At 63.9% G+C, this 15,208-nt stretch carries 13 protein-coding genes; 4 read left to right on the top strand and 9 right to left on the bottom strand.

Going from position 1 to position 15,208, the window contains the following annotated elements; translation table 11 throughout:
• Positions 1-48: 48 nt before the first annotated feature.
• Entirely contained in the window at positions 49-1,473 is a 1,425-nt protein-coding gene (gene gltX / locus NKI31_RS26510; protein WP_023696561.1) for a glutamate--tRNA ligase, read from the bottom strand.
• 462 nt (positions 1,474-1,935) lie between these two features.
• Here gltX and arr point away from each other — a divergent pair, with 462 nt between their 5' ends.
• Positions 1,936-2,352, top strand: coding sequence for an NAD(+)--rifampin ADP-ribosyltransferase (gene arr / locus NKI31_RS26505; RefSeq protein WP_352652941.1), 417 nt, complete (start codon positions 1,936-1,938; stop codon positions 2,350-2,352).
• A 111-nt stretch (positions 2,353-2,463) separates the two neighbouring features.
• The gene (locus tag NKI31_RS26500; RefSeq protein WP_352652940.1) at positions 2,464-4,920 is read left to right on the top strand and encodes a ComEC/Rec2 family competence protein; all 2,457 of its coding nucleotides are present in this window, start codon (positions 2,464-2,466) and stop codon (positions 4,918-4,920) included.
• Here the strand turns inward: NKI31_RS26500 and lexA are convergent.
• Both lexA and NKI31_RS26490 read right to left on the bottom strand, forming a co-directional pair.
• Positions 4,914-5,696: a transcriptional repressor LexA gene (gene lexA / locus NKI31_RS26495; RefSeq protein WP_023724387.1), complete on the bottom strand. Its 783-nt coding sequence runs from the start codon at positions 5,694-5,696 to the stop codon at positions 4,914-4,916. The genes NKI31_RS26500 and lexA overlap by 7 nt on opposite strands.
• A 204-nt stretch (positions 5,697-5,900) precedes the next feature.
• Positions 5,901-6,665, bottom strand: coding sequence for a GntR family transcriptional regulator (locus NKI31_RS26490; RefSeq protein ID WP_352652939.1), 765 nt, complete (start codon positions 6,663-6,665; stop codon positions 5,901-5,903).
• A gap of 165 nt (positions 6,666-6,830) precedes the next feature.
• On the opposite strand from NKI31_RS26490, the gene kynU reads away from it, so the two are divergent.
• Positions 6,831-8,078 (top strand): kynureninase, encoded by a 1,248-nt coding sequence (kynU, locus tag NKI31_RS26485; protein ID WP_352652938.1) that lies wholly within the window; start codon positions 6,831-6,833, stop codon positions 8,076-8,078.
• A 103-nt stretch (positions 8,079-8,181) separates the two neighbouring features.
• Here kynU and kynA read toward each other — a convergent pair whose 3' ends face one another.
• Together kynA and NKI31_RS26475 are read right to left on the bottom strand one after the other, a co-directional pair.
• Positions 8,182-9,018, bottom strand: coding sequence for a tryptophan 2,3-dioxygenase (kynA, locus tag NKI31_RS26480; RefSeq protein ID WP_027049448.1), 837 nt, complete (start codon positions 9,016-9,018; stop codon positions 8,182-8,184).
• On the bottom strand, positions 9,015-10,640 hold the full coding sequence (locus NKI31_RS26475; RefSeq protein WP_023671045.1) for an AMP-binding protein: 1,626 nt from the start codon (positions 10,638-10,640) through the stop codon (positions 9,015-9,017). Before NKI31_RS26475 ends, kynA begins: the two co-directional genes overlap by 4 nt.
• Positions 10,641-10,806: 166 nt before the next feature.
• Between NKI31_RS26475 and NKI31_RS26470 the strand changes: the two genes are divergently transcribed.
• Positions 10,807-11,637, top strand: coding sequence for a hormone-sensitive lipase (locus tag NKI31_RS26470; protein ID WP_023736581.1), 831 nt, complete (start codon positions 10,807-10,809; stop codon positions 11,635-11,637).
• Between the two features lie 45 nt (positions 11,638-11,682).
• Here the strand turns inward: NKI31_RS26470 and NKI31_RS26465 are convergent, their stop codons facing one another.
• From NKI31_RS26465 to trpD, 4 genes are read right to left on the bottom strand one after another with little or no spacing between them, the layout of a single operon-like run.
• Entirely contained in the window at positions 11,683-12,888 is a 1,206-nt protein-coding gene (locus tag NKI31_RS26465) for a molybdopterin molybdotransferase MoeA (RefSeq protein WP_023806111.1), read from the bottom strand.
• Complete coding sequence (gene moaC / locus NKI31_RS26460) at positions 12,889-13,371, bottom strand: cyclic pyranopterin monophosphate synthase MoaC (protein ID WP_023738722.1); 483 nt, start codon at positions 13,369-13,371, stop codon at positions 12,889-12,891.
• A gap of 2 nt (positions 13,372-13,373) precedes the next feature.
• A complete protein-coding gene (trpC, locus tag NKI31_RS26455) occupies positions 13,374-14,186 on the bottom strand; it encodes an indole-3-glycerol phosphate synthase TrpC (RefSeq protein WP_023684711.1) in 813 nt (270 codons plus the stop codon).
• A gap of 3 nt (positions 14,187-14,189) precedes the next feature.
• The gene (gene trpD / locus NKI31_RS26450; RefSeq protein ID WP_023684712.1) at positions 14,190-15,200 is read right to left on the bottom strand and encodes an anthranilate phosphoribosyltransferase; all 1,011 of its coding nucleotides are present in this window, start codon (positions 15,198-15,200) and stop codon (positions 14,190-14,192) included.
• Positions 15,201-15,208: the final 8 nt, after the last annotated feature.

Raw genomic sequence — 15,208 nt, 5'->3', positions numbered from 1 at the left:
ACTGCGAAACCCGCCTTTCAATGCCAATCTTTTTGGGCCAGCTCGCTCCTAATCGATTTGATCCGCAATCCGGGCCAGGCTTTCCTCGCGGCCAAGCACGGCAAGCACGTCGAACACGCCGGGCGAGGTGCTACGGCCGGTAAGGGCCGCCCGGAGCGGTTGGGCCACGGCGCCGAGCTTGTGGCCGCCGGCCGCTGCGAACTCGCGCACCGCGGCTTCAGCCGCGGCAGCCGACCAATCGCCCGAAACAGTCTGCAAAGCGGCATGTGCGCCGCGCAGGATCGCGCGCGCGTCGGCACTGAGCAGTGCTGCCGCCTTCTCGTCGATCGGCAGCGGCCGCTCGACGAACAGGAAGGCCGCGCCATCGGCCAGTTCCACCAGCGTCTTGGCGCGCTCTTTCAGGCCCGGCAAGGCGGCCAGCAGCTGCGCCTTCCTGGCGTCGTCGAGACGGGCGGCGATAGCAGATCCGCCTTCGAGGTATGGCAGAGTGGCGACGAAAATGTCGAACAGCTCGGTATCGGCCATCTTGCGCATATGCGCGCCGTTGATTGACTCGAGCTTGGCGAAGTCGAAGCGCGCCGCACCCTTGTTGACATCGCCGATGTCGAACCACGAAATCATGTCCTTGATCGACATGATCTCGTCGTCGCCATGGCTCCAGCCGAGCCGCGCCAGATAGTTGAGCAGTGCCTCGGGCAGATAGCCCATGGCGCGATAAGCCTCGACACCGAGTGCGCCGTGCCGCTTCGACAGCTTGGCGCCGTCGGCGCCGTGGATCAGCGGGATATGCGACATCGACGGGACGTCCCAGCCCATGGCGTTGTAGATCACCGTCTGGCGCGCGGCGTTGGTCAGATGGTCGTCGCCACGGATGATGTGGGTGACGCCCATGTCATGGTCGTCGACGACGACGGCATGCATGTAGGTCGGATTGCCGTCCGAGCGCAGGATGATGAAATCGTCGAGGTCCTTGTTGGGGAAGCGCACCTCGCCCTGCACACGGTCGTGCACCACGGTTTCGCCCTCGGTCGGCGCCTTGATGCGGATGGCGCCCTTGACGCCGGGAGGCGCCTCCGAGGGGGCACGATCGCGCCACGCGCCATTGTAGCGCGGCGGCAGGCCCTTGGCGCGTGCGGCCTCGCGCATCGCCTCGAGCTCGGCAGGCGTCTCGTAGCTGTAATAGGCCTTGCCCAGGCGCACCAGCTCCTCGGCCACCTCACGGTGGCGCGGCGCGCGCTCGAACTGCGATATGGCCTCACCGTCCCAGGAAAGGCCGAGCCAGGTCAGCCCATCCAGAATGGCCTGTGTCGCCGCCTCGTTGAAGCGTTCACGGTCGGTGTCCTCGATGCGCAGCACCATCGTGCCGCCGGTGTGCTTGGCGTACAGCCAGTTGAACAGCGCCGTGCGCGCGCCGCCGATATGCAGATAGCCGGTGGGCGAGGGGGCAAAACGGGTGACGACCGTGTCGGACATGGAACTCTCGGGAAGCCTTGGAAAACGGAGCGTGATCGCGCGGACTTTCGCGCTTTGCGCGTTCATGTAGCATAGGGGGTCTGGGGCGCAAGGGGCAGGCCCGATGGCTGGACGTGGCCGGGGCACGTCGGCAATTATCGGTTGCGTCAACGGGCGCTGGAGCCTTGTAGCACAAAATCTGTTCGCACCCTCCGCGCAACCTCGTTTGGCAGCAGCGTCAATGTCTGGGTTTCATTCGGCTGCAGCGTCCGTCACAGTGCCTGGAACATCGCTGCGACGGTGGTAGCCTCCTCTGACGAGCGGACATTTCTTCACGGAGGCGGCACTGCCCGACTACAACGCCGCCGTGACAGCGTTGGCTTGGTCACGCATATTGACCTTTCTGCAATCATTATCGTGAACACCGCAACTGTGTGCAGTCCGGTCCGCCACGAAGGAGGCAGATTGAAAGAAGGACTACCGATGACCAGAAACGCCGACCATACGGAGGGTGATCCGTTCTACCATGGTACCCGGGCGGATTTGAAACCCGGGGATCTGCTGAGCGTCGGCCATCCTTCCAATTTCAGAGATCAACCACTGTCATGGATATATTTCTCCCAGACACTTGAAGCCGCCATCTGGGGAGCAGAGCTTGCAACGGGTGACGGTCGTCAAAGGATTTACATCGTAAAGCCGACGGGGTTTTTTATGGATGACCCTAACCTGACCGACAAAAAATTTCCCGGTAATCCGACGAAATCCTACCGCTCCCGTGATCCGTTGCTCATCCTGGGTGAACTCGGTGAATGGCAGGGTCATACACCGGAACAATTGAAGGCAATGCACGATGGGCTTGCTCGCCTGAGAGCGGAGGGCCAGGATATGATTGAGGATTGAGCGTCCTTGCCAGGTGATGGTCGATTCCGGCGCGGTGGACGTGATCACGCGGACTTTCGCGCTTTGCGCGTTCATGTAGCATAGGGGTCTGGGGCGCAAGGGGCAGACCCGATGGCTGGACGTGGCCGGGGCACGAAGGAAGGCGAAGGCGCCGAGGCAAGCGTCAGCGAACGCTCGCTGTTTGCCGATAGTCCCTATGCCGAGCCGCTGCCCCTCGCGCTGCCTGAGCCGCATCCCGGCGTCGCGCCTGCGCTGCCCGGTCACGCGTTGCCGGCGCAAGTCACAGCGCCCGGATCTATCGCCCGTCTGCGCAGACGGCTTCGCCGTCCGTCATGGCCCGCGCTCCGCCGCAGCCTTGCCGTGGCCGCCAACACGGAGCTCGACCGGGGCGTCGCCTTCCTGCTGGTGCCGGTTTTCCTGGCGGCCGGCGTCATCATTTATTTCTCGCTGGCCGGCGAGCCCGGCTTTGCGCAGCCAATCGCCATTGTGGTGCTGGCGACATGTTGCGCCCTCGCCACGCGATCGCGGCCGAGGACGCATCTGTTCTGCATGGCCGCGATGCTGTGCGCGCTCGGCGTCGTCGCCGCCAAAGTCGAGACTTGGCGCGCCGGAACGCAGATGCTCGGCTCCGAGATTCAGACACGGCTGACCGGCCGCGTCGTCAGTCTCGAACAGATGGAAAGCGGCCGCATCAGGCTGACGCTCGATGTGGTTTCGACCGCTTACCCCGAGCTGCGCTATGCCCCGGAGCGGGTCAGGCTCTCGGCGCGGACCGTTCCCGCCGATATGACCGCCGGCTCCCTGATCACCGGCTATGCCAGGCTGTTGCCGCCGACCGGTCCGGTGCGGCCGGAGAGCTACGATTTCTCCTTCGACAGCTATTTCACCGGTATCGGCGGCAGCGGCTTCTTTCTCGGCAATCCGAAAACCATTGCTACGCAGGGACCGCCGCCGCTGACCGCGCGGCTCTCCTCGGCAATCGAGAACGCGCGCGAAAACATTGCCGACCATATCAGGGGCAAAATCGGCGGCGCCGAAGGCGAGATTGCCGCGGCGTTGATTGTCGGGGTGCGCGCCGGCATCCCGGACGAGGTCAACGAAGCGATGCGGCGCACCGGCATCTACCACATCATCTCCATCTCCGGCCTGCACATGGCGCTGGTTGCCGGCACCATCATGGCGTTGCTGCGTGGCGCCTTTGCGCTGTTTCCCGATTTCTCTTCGCGCCGCCCAGTCAAGAAATATGCAGCAGTGGCAGCACTCGTCTCCATCGCCGCCTATCTCGTCATTTCAGGCGTCGTGGTTGCCGCCGAGCGCAGCTTCATCATGCTGGCGGTCATGCTTGTCGCCGTGCTGTTTGATCGCGCCGCACTCACCATGCGCAATCTGGCGATCTCCGCCATTGCCGTCATCCTGGTGTCGCCGCACGAGGTGGTCGGTCCCAGCTTCCAGATGTCGTTTGCTGCCACCGCCGCCCTTGTCGGCGCCTATGCCGGCTGGGCCGATTACCGCGCCGACAAGGTGAGAACGCCGCCGGCAAAGCGCTCCTTCGTCGGCTTCCTGTCGCGAAAATTCGCGCTGGCCATGGGCGGCCTCGCCATGACCTCGATCATCGCCGGCAGTGCAACCTTGCTGTTCGCCATCTGGCATTTTCAGCGTGTGTCGCCGCTCAGCCTGATCGCCAATCTGGCCGTGATGCCGATTGTTTCGTTGATCGTCATGCCTTTTGCCGTGCTCAGCGCACTGGCGATGCCGTTCGGCGCCGACGGGCCGTTCCTCTATGTGATGGGCAAGGGTCTGATGGCGATGATCGCTATATCGGCCTGGATTTCCGAGCGCTCGCCGGTCGACGCCGTCGGGCTGATCTCCATCCGCTCGGTGCTGTTGGTGGCGGTCGCCCTCGTCATCGCCACCATGGCCACCACCTGGCTCAGGTTGGCGGCCGTGCCTTTCGCGCTGGCCGGCCTGTTGACGGTGCCGCAGGTGCTTACGCCCGACGTGCTCATATCCGAGGATGCGCATCTGGTGGCCATGCCGACCGGTGGCGGCGAACTCGCCCTCAACCGCGAACGCTCCAACGAATTCACCACGGACAATTGGAAACGGGCGCTGCGGGCCGAAACCATTATCCCACCTGAGATTTTCGAGTCAACAGATACGCGGTTCGATCTCGATCCGCTCGATCTGCCGCCCGGCTCGCCCTTCTATTGCACCGGCGATCTCTGTATCGCCCGGCACCCTTCCGGAGCCATTGTAGCGCTTGCGAAAGACCGCAAGACGGCGCGGCCGGCCTGTGCCTTCGCGAGCCTGATCGTCATCGATGACGCCACCGCCTACAATCCGTGCCGCGACCCGCTGGTGCTGGTCGTGACGAAGAAACAGCTGGCCCGCGACGGCAGCGCCGCCGTCTTCTTCGATCCGCAATCGGCAGCTGCAGCGCCAACCATCCGCTTCGCCGTCGACAAGCCGTATCGCCCCTGGCACGAGCAACGCCGCTTCTCCCGCGAAGCGCGCGGCCTGCCGCCCTACAACCAGCGTGAAAAGTACAAACCCAAGCCGGCTCAGTAGCGCCGGATCAATCCGACAAGCTTGCCCTGCACCTTCACCCTGTCCGGTCCAAAAATGCGGGTCTCGTAGGCCGGGTTGGCGGCTTCCAGGGCGATCGAGGCGCCCTTGCGGCGGAAGCGTTTCAGGGTCGCTTCCTCATCGTCGACCAACGCCACCACGATCTCGCCGGGGCTGGCTGTGTCGGCATTGCGGATGATGACCGTGTCGCCATCGAAAATGCCGGCCTCGATCATCGAATCGCCCTTGACCTCGAGCGCGTAGTGTTCGCCGCCCATGATCATATCGGGCGGCACCGAGATCGAATGGGTCTGATGCTGGATGGCGTCGATCGGCACGCCGGCGGCGATGCGTCCCATAACCGGGATTGAAATCGCGGAAACGGCATCGTCATTGCCGGCCGACATCGAACGCGACGGCGAGCCCGGCTTGATCTGGCGGCCGAGACCGCCTTGGCCCATCGCGCCTTGTCCTTGGCCGCCTTGCCCTTGGCCGGTTTGACCAAGACTGCCCTGAATGACGCTCGGCGAAAACTTCCTCGCCGCATTGAGGCCTGGTGCGATCGAGTCGGGCAGCCGCAGCACTTCCAGCGCGCGCGCCCGGTTCGGCAGCCGGCGAATGAAACCGCGCTCCTCAAGCGCCGTGATCAGGCGGTGGATGCCGGACTTGGAGGCGAGGTCAAGCGCTTCCTTCATCTCGTCGAAGGACGGCGGGATTCCGCTCTCCTTCAGGCGTTCATGGATGAACATCAGAAGCTCATGTTGTTTGCGCGTCAGCATCGCGGCCCCCAGGGGTTCTGAAACCAGAATCAAAAAAACAAACCCAGAACAAACACTATCTGTTCCAGTTGTGTTCCGCAACCTTTTAAAGTTTAATGAATGTGTTGACGTTTTGTTCAGCGTAACGTTCGGCACCGCGAGCGGCGCTCGTAGTCGTTGGCCGGCAACGGGGTGAAACGAAGACAAAGTGCCCTGCGTCGTCGGCTACGATCGCCGCTTCCTTTTCGGACGGGGCTGCGCAGCATCCGCGCCGGGTTCACTCTGGGCATAGACCTGCATCGTGTAGCCGATGTGAGCGGTCATCAGAGTTTTCGCACGTTCGACGTCGCGATCGAGGGCCGCTTCCATCAGGGCGGTATGGTGTTCGATCGCGACGGCGTCGCGCAGGGCCGCCACGGCCTTCCGGTGTCCATCCGTGCGGCCGGCGGCGGCGCGCAGCGTCGGGGCCAGACCCAGAAAGCGGTGATGGCGATGCAATTGGTCGGAAATCGTCGCATTGAAGCGCAGCAGCCAACTGGATGTCGCGGCACTGAGCAGCGCCGCATGGAAGGCATCGTGTTTTTCGTACCACGCGTCGACCGCATCATCCGATGGATCGTCGAGAACAGACCCGCACCGTGAGAGACGATAGTGGGCTGCAACGACCGCGTCTTCCCACTCGCGGTCGCCCTTCTCGACCGATTCCACCAGCAGGGGCAGTTCGACCACCAGCCGCGCACGCGCCAGATCCTCGAGCTCCGCCCGAGAGACGGGAGCGACCGCAAACCCACGGTTGCTGATGGCGGTCACAAGCCGTTCCGCATCCAGCCGCGACAGCGCCTCGCGCAACGGCGTCCAGCCGATGCCGTAGGTGTTGCGCAGCGTGCTCAGCTTCAACGGCGCGGCAGGCGCCAGCCGGGTCGCAAGAATATCGCGCCTGAGCAGGCGATAGGCCACTTCCGTCTTCGAGGTCTGCTCGTCATCCAGCATCGTGATCCATCAGACATAAACGCTCGGCGGATCATTATATATCAAAGTCTTTCAATGGGTGAATTATATAATGTTTGACAGCTCAAGGGCGACCACTCAAGATCGCCGGCATGTTTGGGCGGCAGGCTCCGCCGCGCGCGTTTGTCCATGGAAGGGCGCCGGATCATGAGCACGACACCCGATCTCGCTACAATCGAAGCAATGGATGCCGCCGATCCGCTGCGCTCCATGCGTGAACGCTTTGTCTTGCCGCAAGGCGTGATTTATCTCGACGGCAATTCGCTGGGTGCCGCGTCACCAGCCGTCTTCAGCGAATTGCAACAGGCCGCCACGCAGGAATGGGCGCAGGACCTCATTCGCGCCTGGAACACGGCTGGCTGGTTCAACATGCCGGTGGAACTGGGAGATCAGCTCGGACGACTGATCGGCGCGGCTGACGGGCAGACGGTGGTCTGCGACACAACCTCGATCAACATCTACAAGCTGCTGCACGCCGCGCTCGGCATGCGGCCGAATCGGTCGGTCATCGTTGCCGAGGGCGACAGTTTCCCGACCGACCTCTACATGGCCGAAGGCGTCGCCTCGACCCGGCCGGGAACGCGGCTGCGGCTGGAGGGCGTCGACGCGGCCGCAATCGAGGAGCTGATCGACGACAGCGTTGCCGTCATCCTGGTCAACCACGTAAACTACAAATCCGGCCAGTTGCGCGACATGGCGGCGCTGACGCGCAAGGCACATGACGCCGGCGCGCTGATCATCTGGGACCTCTGCCACACCGCCGGCGCCTTGCCGGTCGAACTCGACCGTGCCAATGCCGATTTCGCTGTCGGCTGCACCTACAAATACCTCAATGGCGGCCCGGGCTCGCCGGCCTTCATCTACGCGGCCGAGCGCCACCATGGTGATATCAGGCAGCCGCTCAGCGGCTGGTGGGGCCATGCGCGGCCCTTTGCCTTCGAGCAGGGCTTTGCCGTCGGCAGCGGGATCCGCCGCTTCCTGTGCGGAACGCAGCCGGTGCTGTCGATGCGGGCGCTCAAGGGCGCGCTCGATATCTGGAACGACGTCGACATGGCGGCGGTGCGCAGAAAAAGCATCGCACTGACCGACCTGTTTATCCAGCTCGTCGAAGCCAGATGCGGCGCCTACGGCCTTGAACTCGAAAGCCCGCGCGACGGCAGCCAGCGCGGCAGCCAGGTGTCGTTCCTCCACCCGCATGGCTACCAGGTGATGCGGGCGCTGATCGAGCGCGGCGTGATCGGCGATTTTCGGGCGCCGTCGACCATCCGTTTCGGCTTCACGCCGCTCTATGTCGGTTATGGCGATGTCTGGCAGGCGGTCGAAGCGCTGGAGGATATTTTGCGCACCGGCGCCTGGCAGGACGCCCGCTTCGCGGTGAAGACCGCGGTTACGTGAGAAACTAGAGCAATTTCAGGAAGTGTGAAGCGGTTTTCCGTCCGAAATTGCGTCAATCAAAGAGCTAGAGCATTTCGCCGTTTCCGTTAAACGGTGAAATGCTCTAGAGCCGGGTGCGGACCGTCCAGAGCTCCGGAAACAGCACGACCTCCAGCATCTTCTTCAGATAGGAGGCGCCTGAGGTGCCGCCCGTGCCGCGCTTCAAGCCGATGATGCGCTCGACCGTGGTGACGTGGTTGAAGCGCCAGCGGCGGAAATAATCCTCGAAGTCGACCAGCTTCTCGGCCAGTTCGTAGAGCATCCAGTAGCGCTGCGGGTCGCGGTAGACGGTTTGCCAGGCAGCCAGCACTTCTTCGTTCTCGACGCGCGTCTCGCGCCAGTCCGTGCGACTGGCGTCGGCGCCGATGTCGAAGCCATTGCGCGCCAAAAGCAGAAGCGCCTCATCATAGAGCGACGGCGTGGCCAGGATGGCTTCCAGCCTGTCCGTAAGGTCGGGCCGGTGCTTGTGCGGCCCGAGCATGGCAAGGTTGCGGTTGCCGGCCATGAACTCGATAGCGCGGTACTGCCACGACTGGAAGCCCGAGGATTGGCCGAGCGCGTCGCGAAACTCGGTGTATTCGCTTGGCGTCATCGTGCGCAGCACGTCCCAGGCATTGTTGAGCTGCTCGAAGATGCGCGCGACGCGAGACAGCATCTTGAAGCTCGGTTCGAGGCGGTCGGCGCGGATAGAGCGGATCGCGGCGCCGATCTCGTGTAAAGCGAGCTTCATCCACAATTCCGATGTCTGATGCTGGATGATGAACAGCATCTCGTCATGGGCCGAAGACAGCGGCGCCTGCGCATCGAGCACCTTGTCCAGCTGCAGATAGTCGCTGTAGGACATCCGCTCCTTGAACGACATCTGCGCGCCATCGGACGCCGGATCGTGCGGCTTAATCAATTGCTCTTCTCCGCGCGCAACCGGAAGCGCTGGATCTTGCCGGTCTGGGTTTTGGGCAAGGCGTCGATGAACTTCACCGAACGCGGATATTTGTAGGGCGCGATCGTTGCCTTGACGTGGTCCTGCAGGCGTTTGACGGTCAATGCGTCCGGCGAAACACCTTGCACAAGCACGATATGCGCCTCGACGATCTGGCCGCGTTCACCGTCCTCGGCGCCGGTCACCGCGCATTCGGCGACGTCGGGATGCGAGAGCAGCGCCGCTTCGACCTCGGGGCCGGCGATGTTGTAGCCGGCGCTGACGATCATGTCGTCGGAACGCGCGGCGAAGTGGAAGAAGCCATCCTCGTCCTGCGTGAACGTATCGCCGGTGAGATTCCAGCCGTCGCGGACATAGTCCTTTTGCCTGGCATCGGCCATGTAGCGGCAGCCGGTCGGGCCGCGCACCGCCAGCCGGCCAGTAGAGCCGCGCGGCAACTCCCGCATCTCGTCATCGACGATGCGTGCCTGATAGCCGCCGACGGGTTTGCCTGTGGAGGCCGGCTTCATGTCGTCGAAGCGGTTGGAGATGAAGATATGCAGCATCTCGGTGGCGCCGATCCCATCGAGGATCGGCTTGCCGGTCTTCTCAGTCCATTCCTCGAAGACAGGCGCCGGCAGCGTCTCGCCCGCCGAAACCGCGACGCGCAGCGAGGACAGGTCAGCGCCTTGATCCATGGCCTTGAGCATGGCCCGATAGGCGGTTGGAGCGGTGAAGGAAATGGTCGCTTTGTAGGTCTCGATGATGTGGATCATGTTGGGTGGCGTCGCCTGTTCCAGCAACGTCGCCGCGGCGCCGAAACGCAGCGGGAAGATGGCGAGCCCGCCAAGACCGAAGGTAAAGGCAAGGGGCGGGGAGCCGACGAAGATGTCGTCGGGCGTCACCTCCAGGATTTCGCGGGCATAGGCGTCGGCGACGATCAGCAGGTCGCGGTGGAAATGCATCGTCGCCTTCGGCACGCCGGTGGTGCCGGAGGTGAAGCCGAGCAGGGCGACATCGTCGCGGCCGGTGTTGACGGCAGTGAAGGTGACCGGCTTGTCGAGGGCGGCGCGGTCGAGTTCCGCGTCATGGTTGGCCGTGCCGTCGAAGCCAATGACCTGCTTGAGATACGCACTGCCCTTGGCGCAGGCGGTCATCTCGTCCATCAGCCTTGTATCGCAAAGCGCAACCGTGATTTCCGCCTTGTCGACGATCTTGGCGAGTTCGCCGGCGCGCAGCATCGGCATGGTGTTGACGACCACCGCGCCAACCTTGGTGGCGGCCAGCCAACAGGCGACCATGGCCGGGTTGTTGGCCGAGCGGATCAGCACCCGGTTGCCCGGCTTGACGCCATAATTCTCGACCAGGGCATGGGCGAGCCTGTTGGTCCAGTCGGACAGTTCCTTGTAGGTGCGGCGGCGGCCATTGCCGATCAGCGCGGTGTGGTCGCCGAACCCTTTTTCGACCAGCCTGTCGGTCAATTCGACGCCGGCATTTATGTGGTCGGGATAGTCGAAGCCGTCGAGCAAAAACTCCGGCCATTGCTCCGGCGGCGGCAGGTTGTCGCGCGTGAATGTGTCGATATGCGCTGATGGCCCAAGCATTTTCGGCTGCCCCTGTCTGCCTCGCGCCCATGGCTGAACAAGGCGCAGGATCGCACCAGTCGAAATTTGTTTCAAGCCTAAAATGTTTTTAGGTCGCAGGATTGACGCCGCCCTGTTCGGCGGCCATTCCTGTCGACTGAACTGAAGCCATCCGGGAGGGATGCAGATGCTCCAACATCGTGTTGCCGATTGGGACAATGCCTACGCCAACGGCGACAACATTGCCGGCAGCAATCGCTGGCCGGCCGCGTGGGACACACCGGCACAGGCTTTTCGCGACACAATGTCGGCGTCCGGTCGGGCCAAGCTCGACATCGCCTATGGCGACAGCCCGCGCAACAGGCTCGATCTGTTCCTTCCCGATGTCATGCCCAAAGGGCTCGTCGTCTTCATCCATGGCGGTTACTGGAAGGCGTTCGACAACAAGCCATGGTCGCATCTGGCCAACGGCGCGGTTGCCAATGGCTTTGCCGTGGCAATGCCGACTTACACGCTTTGTCCCGACATACGCATTTCCGGCATCGTCAGGGAAATCGCGGCGGCGATCGGCAAGGCGGCGACGATGGTCGGCGGGCCGGTGATGCTGACCGGGCATTCCGCCGGCGGCCATCTCGCCTCCAGGATGGTGACGACAACGACACCCCTGGCCGCCGATGTGGCGGGCCGCGTGCGCAATGTCGTCTCGATCTCCGGCGTCCATGACCTGCGGCCAATCATGCGCACCGGGATGAATGGGACACTGGCCATCGATGAAGCGGAAGCACTGGCCGAAAGCCCGGCGCTGCTGCGCCCGATGGATGGCGCACGCATCACCTGCTGGGCCGGCGGCGGTGAGCGGGCGGAGTTCCTGCGCCAGAATGCGCTGCTTGCCAACATCTGGATCGGCCTCGGCGCCACGACCAGCACAGTGGTCGAGCCGGACCGGCATCATTTCAGCATCGTCGACGGGCTTGCCGATCCGACACATCCGCTGACGCGGACATTGCTGGCGGAGTAACAACCAGTCTTGTCTCTTGGAATTAACGGTTTGGATCCGCGACCTTCAGCGCAACATCAGAACGCTGCAAGCGGCGCCTGCTTCTGCCGCCGGAGCGAAGGGCTCGCGCACGATCAGGCCGTTGGCGTCGGCCAGCATTCTCAGCATCGAGGAATCCTGGATGCCGAATGGTGTCGCCACCAATGCGCCGGCTTCTTCCCGGACCACGGCGCGCACATAGTCTTGCCTTAGATCATTGGCCGGCATCGCGGCGCCAAGCTGAGCCTGGCGGATGTCCTGCCGGTGGGGACGGCCGCCGAGCTGCGCCAACAGCGGCTTCAGGAACAATTGCGAGCAGACCAGGCTCGCCACCGGATTGCCGGGCAGGCCGATGCACCTGATATCGCCCAGCCGCCCGAACATCAGCGGCTTGCCCGGGCGCATGGCGAGCTTCCAGAAGTCGAGGTTCATGCCTTCGCCGGTCAGCACGTCATGAACGAGATCATGGTCGCCGACCGAGGCGCCGCCGAGCGTGACGATGACGTCGGCTTTCGCATCGACCGCCTTTTTCACCAGCGCCGCGATCGCTTCCTTGCGATCGGCCGCTATACCGAGATCGAGGGCGCGGGCGCCGACCGACTGCGCCACAGCAGCGACGCCATAGGCGTTGGACGAGATGATCTGGTCGGGGCCAGGTTCGCTGCCCGGTGGCAGCAATTCGTCGCCGGTGGCGATGATGGCGACCAGCGGCCGTTGCACCACGTTCAACCGGGGATGATTGGCCGACGCCGCCAGCGACAATGCAGCCGGATCGAGCACGCGGCCTTTCTCCAGCAGCACGTCGCCTTGGGCAAAATCCAGTCCAAGGCGGCGGATGTTGCGGTTCTTCGCCGTCGGTTCGGTGACCTCGATCCGGCCACCGCCGAGATCGCGAACATTTTCCTGGATGACGATGGTGTCTGCGCCTTCAGGCAGCGGCGCGCCGGTGAAGATGCGCACGGCTTCCGCCTTGCCGACAGCGCCGTCAAAGCCGCGCCCTGCAGGCGCCGTGCCGATCACCGAAAGCCTCGCCGGGAGGGTCGCCACATCCTGCGCCCGTGCGGCATAGCCGTCCATGGCAGATGCATTGAAAGGCGGCTGGGTACGCAGCGCCACGACCGGCTCCGCCAGCACCCGGCCGGCCGCATCCGCCAGCGCGACGCTTTCACCGGGCAACGCCACAGCGCCGTCGAGTAGGCGTTGAAGCGCCTCGGCGACTGGAACCAGCGCCATTTACGAACCCGCCTTGTAGCCGCCGGACTTGCCGCCGGTCTTTTCCACCAGCTTTATACCGGAAATCACCATGGCGCGGTCGACCGCCTTGGCCATGTCGTAAATGGTCAGGCACGCGACAGATGCCGCGGTCAGCGCCTCCATCTCGACCCCGGTCTTGCCGGTGACGCGGGCGAGCGCGGTGACCCTGAGGCCGGGCAGCGTGGTGTCCGGTTCGATGTCGACCGACACCTTGGTCAAAAGCAGCGGATGGCAGAGTGGGATCAGCTCATGCGTTTTCTTGGCAGCCATGATGCCGGCAATGCGCGCGGTACCCAGCACATCGCCCTTCTTGGCGTCGCCGTCGAGGATCATCTTCAGGGTTTCGGCCCGCATCGAGACAAAGCCCTCGGCGACCGCCGTGCGCGTCGTCTCCGCCTTCTCGCCGACATCGACCATGTTGGCCTCGCCCTTGGCGCCGAGATGGGTGAGGGCGGCTGCCATCCTCAGATGGCCTCTGCTTTCGCCTTGCCTGTCAAAAGCAGCCGCGTTGCCGCAGCGACATCCTCTTGCCGCATCAGGCTCTCGCCGACGAGGAAGGTGCTGATGCCGGTCTTTTGCATCCTGAAGCAATCGTCGTGGGTGAAAATTCCGCTCTCGCTAACCAGCAATCGGCCGCCCGGCACCATCGATGCCAGCCGTTCCGAGGTCTCGAGGCTGGTCTCGAATGTTCTGAGATTGCGGTTGTTGATGCCGATCAGCTGCGACGAGAGTTTTACCGCGCGCTGCGTCTCGGCCTCGTCATGCACCTCGATCAGCGCGTCCATGCCAAGTTCGAACGCGGTCGCTTCCAATTCGCTCGCCAAGGCATCATCGACGCTGGCCATGATGATCAGGATGGCATCGGCGCCCCATGCGCGAGCCTCGTAGACCTGGTAAGGGTCGAACAGGAAATCCTTGCGCAGCGCGGGCAGGGACACTGCCTTCCGTGCATTGGTGAGAAATTCCGGCGCGCCCTGGAAGGATGGCGCATCGGTCAGCACCGAAAGACAGGCGGCACCGCCTTTCTCATAGGCCTGCGCCAGTGCGGGCGGGTCGAAATCGGCACGGATCAAGCCTTTGGATGGGCTTGCCTTTTTGATCTCGGCGATCAGGCCGAAGCTGCCCGATCTGCGCTTCGCCTCAAGCGCCCTCCGAAAGCCACGCGGTGCGTCGGCATCCTTGGCTCGCGCCTTGATCTCGGCCAACGGTATCCGCGCCTTCGCCGCCGCGATCTCGTCGCGCTTGTAGGCCTCGATCTTGCGCAGAATGTCAGCCACGGCTCATCCGTTCGAAATCTCGACCAGCCTGTCGAGCACGCCCAGCGCCCGGCCGCTGTCGATGGCCTGTGTGGCCGCGGCCATGCCGTCGGCAAGCGTCGTCGCCTTGCCGGCCACCACCATGCCGGCGCCGGCGTTCATCAGCACCGTATCGCGATAGGCCCCGGCAGCACCTCTCAGCATGTCGCGCAACGCCGTGGCATTGTAGGCGGCGTCGCCGCCGCGCAACTCGTCCTTGGTGTGGCGCTGCAGGCCGACGGCTTCCGGGGTGAGCGTGAAATGGCGGATCTCGCCGCCGGCCAGTTCCGCCACCTGCGTTTCGCCGGTGGTGGTGATTTCGTCATAGCCATCCCCATGGACCACCCAGGCATGCTCGGTGCCCAACGCCTTCAATGTCTCGGCCACCGGCACGATCCATTCCGGCAGGAACACGCCGACCATCTGCCTGCTGACGCCAGCCGGATTGGACAGCGGTCCGAGCAGGTTGAAGATGGTACGCGTGCCGAGCTCGACGCGGGTCGGGCCGACATGCTTCATCGCAGGGTGGTGCGCCGGCGCGAACATGAAGCCGACGCCGGCCTCCTGGATGCAGCGGCCGATCACCTCTGGCAGGATATCGATCTTGACGCCGAGCGCGACCAGCACATCGGCAGCGCCCGTCAGCGACGACAGGCCGCGATTGCCGTGCTTGGCGACCGGCACGCCGCAGCCGGCAATGACGAAGGCCGAAGCGGTCGAGATGTTGACTGAATGCGAATTGTCGCCGCCCGTGCCGACAATGTCGATGGCGCCCTCAGGAGCTTCGACGCGCAGCATCTTGGCACGCATGGTGGCGACGGCGCCGGAAATCTCGCTCACGGTCTCCCCGCGCACGCGCAACGCCATCAGGAAGCCGCCGATCTGGCCCGGCGTCGCGTCGCCAGACATGATGATGTCGAAAGCTTCGCGCGCTTCCTCGAAGGTAAGCCCGGTTCCCGTGGCGACCTTGGCGATATGGGTCTTCAGGGCGCTCATTGGGCCAA

This window comes from Mesorhizobium sp. M0659 (genome assembly GCF_040320605.1).
Lineage (GTDB): Bacteria > Pseudomonadota > Alphaproteobacteria > Rhizobiales > Rhizobiaceae > Mesorhizobium.
This window is presented reverse-complemented; position numbering and strand designations above follow the sequence as displayed.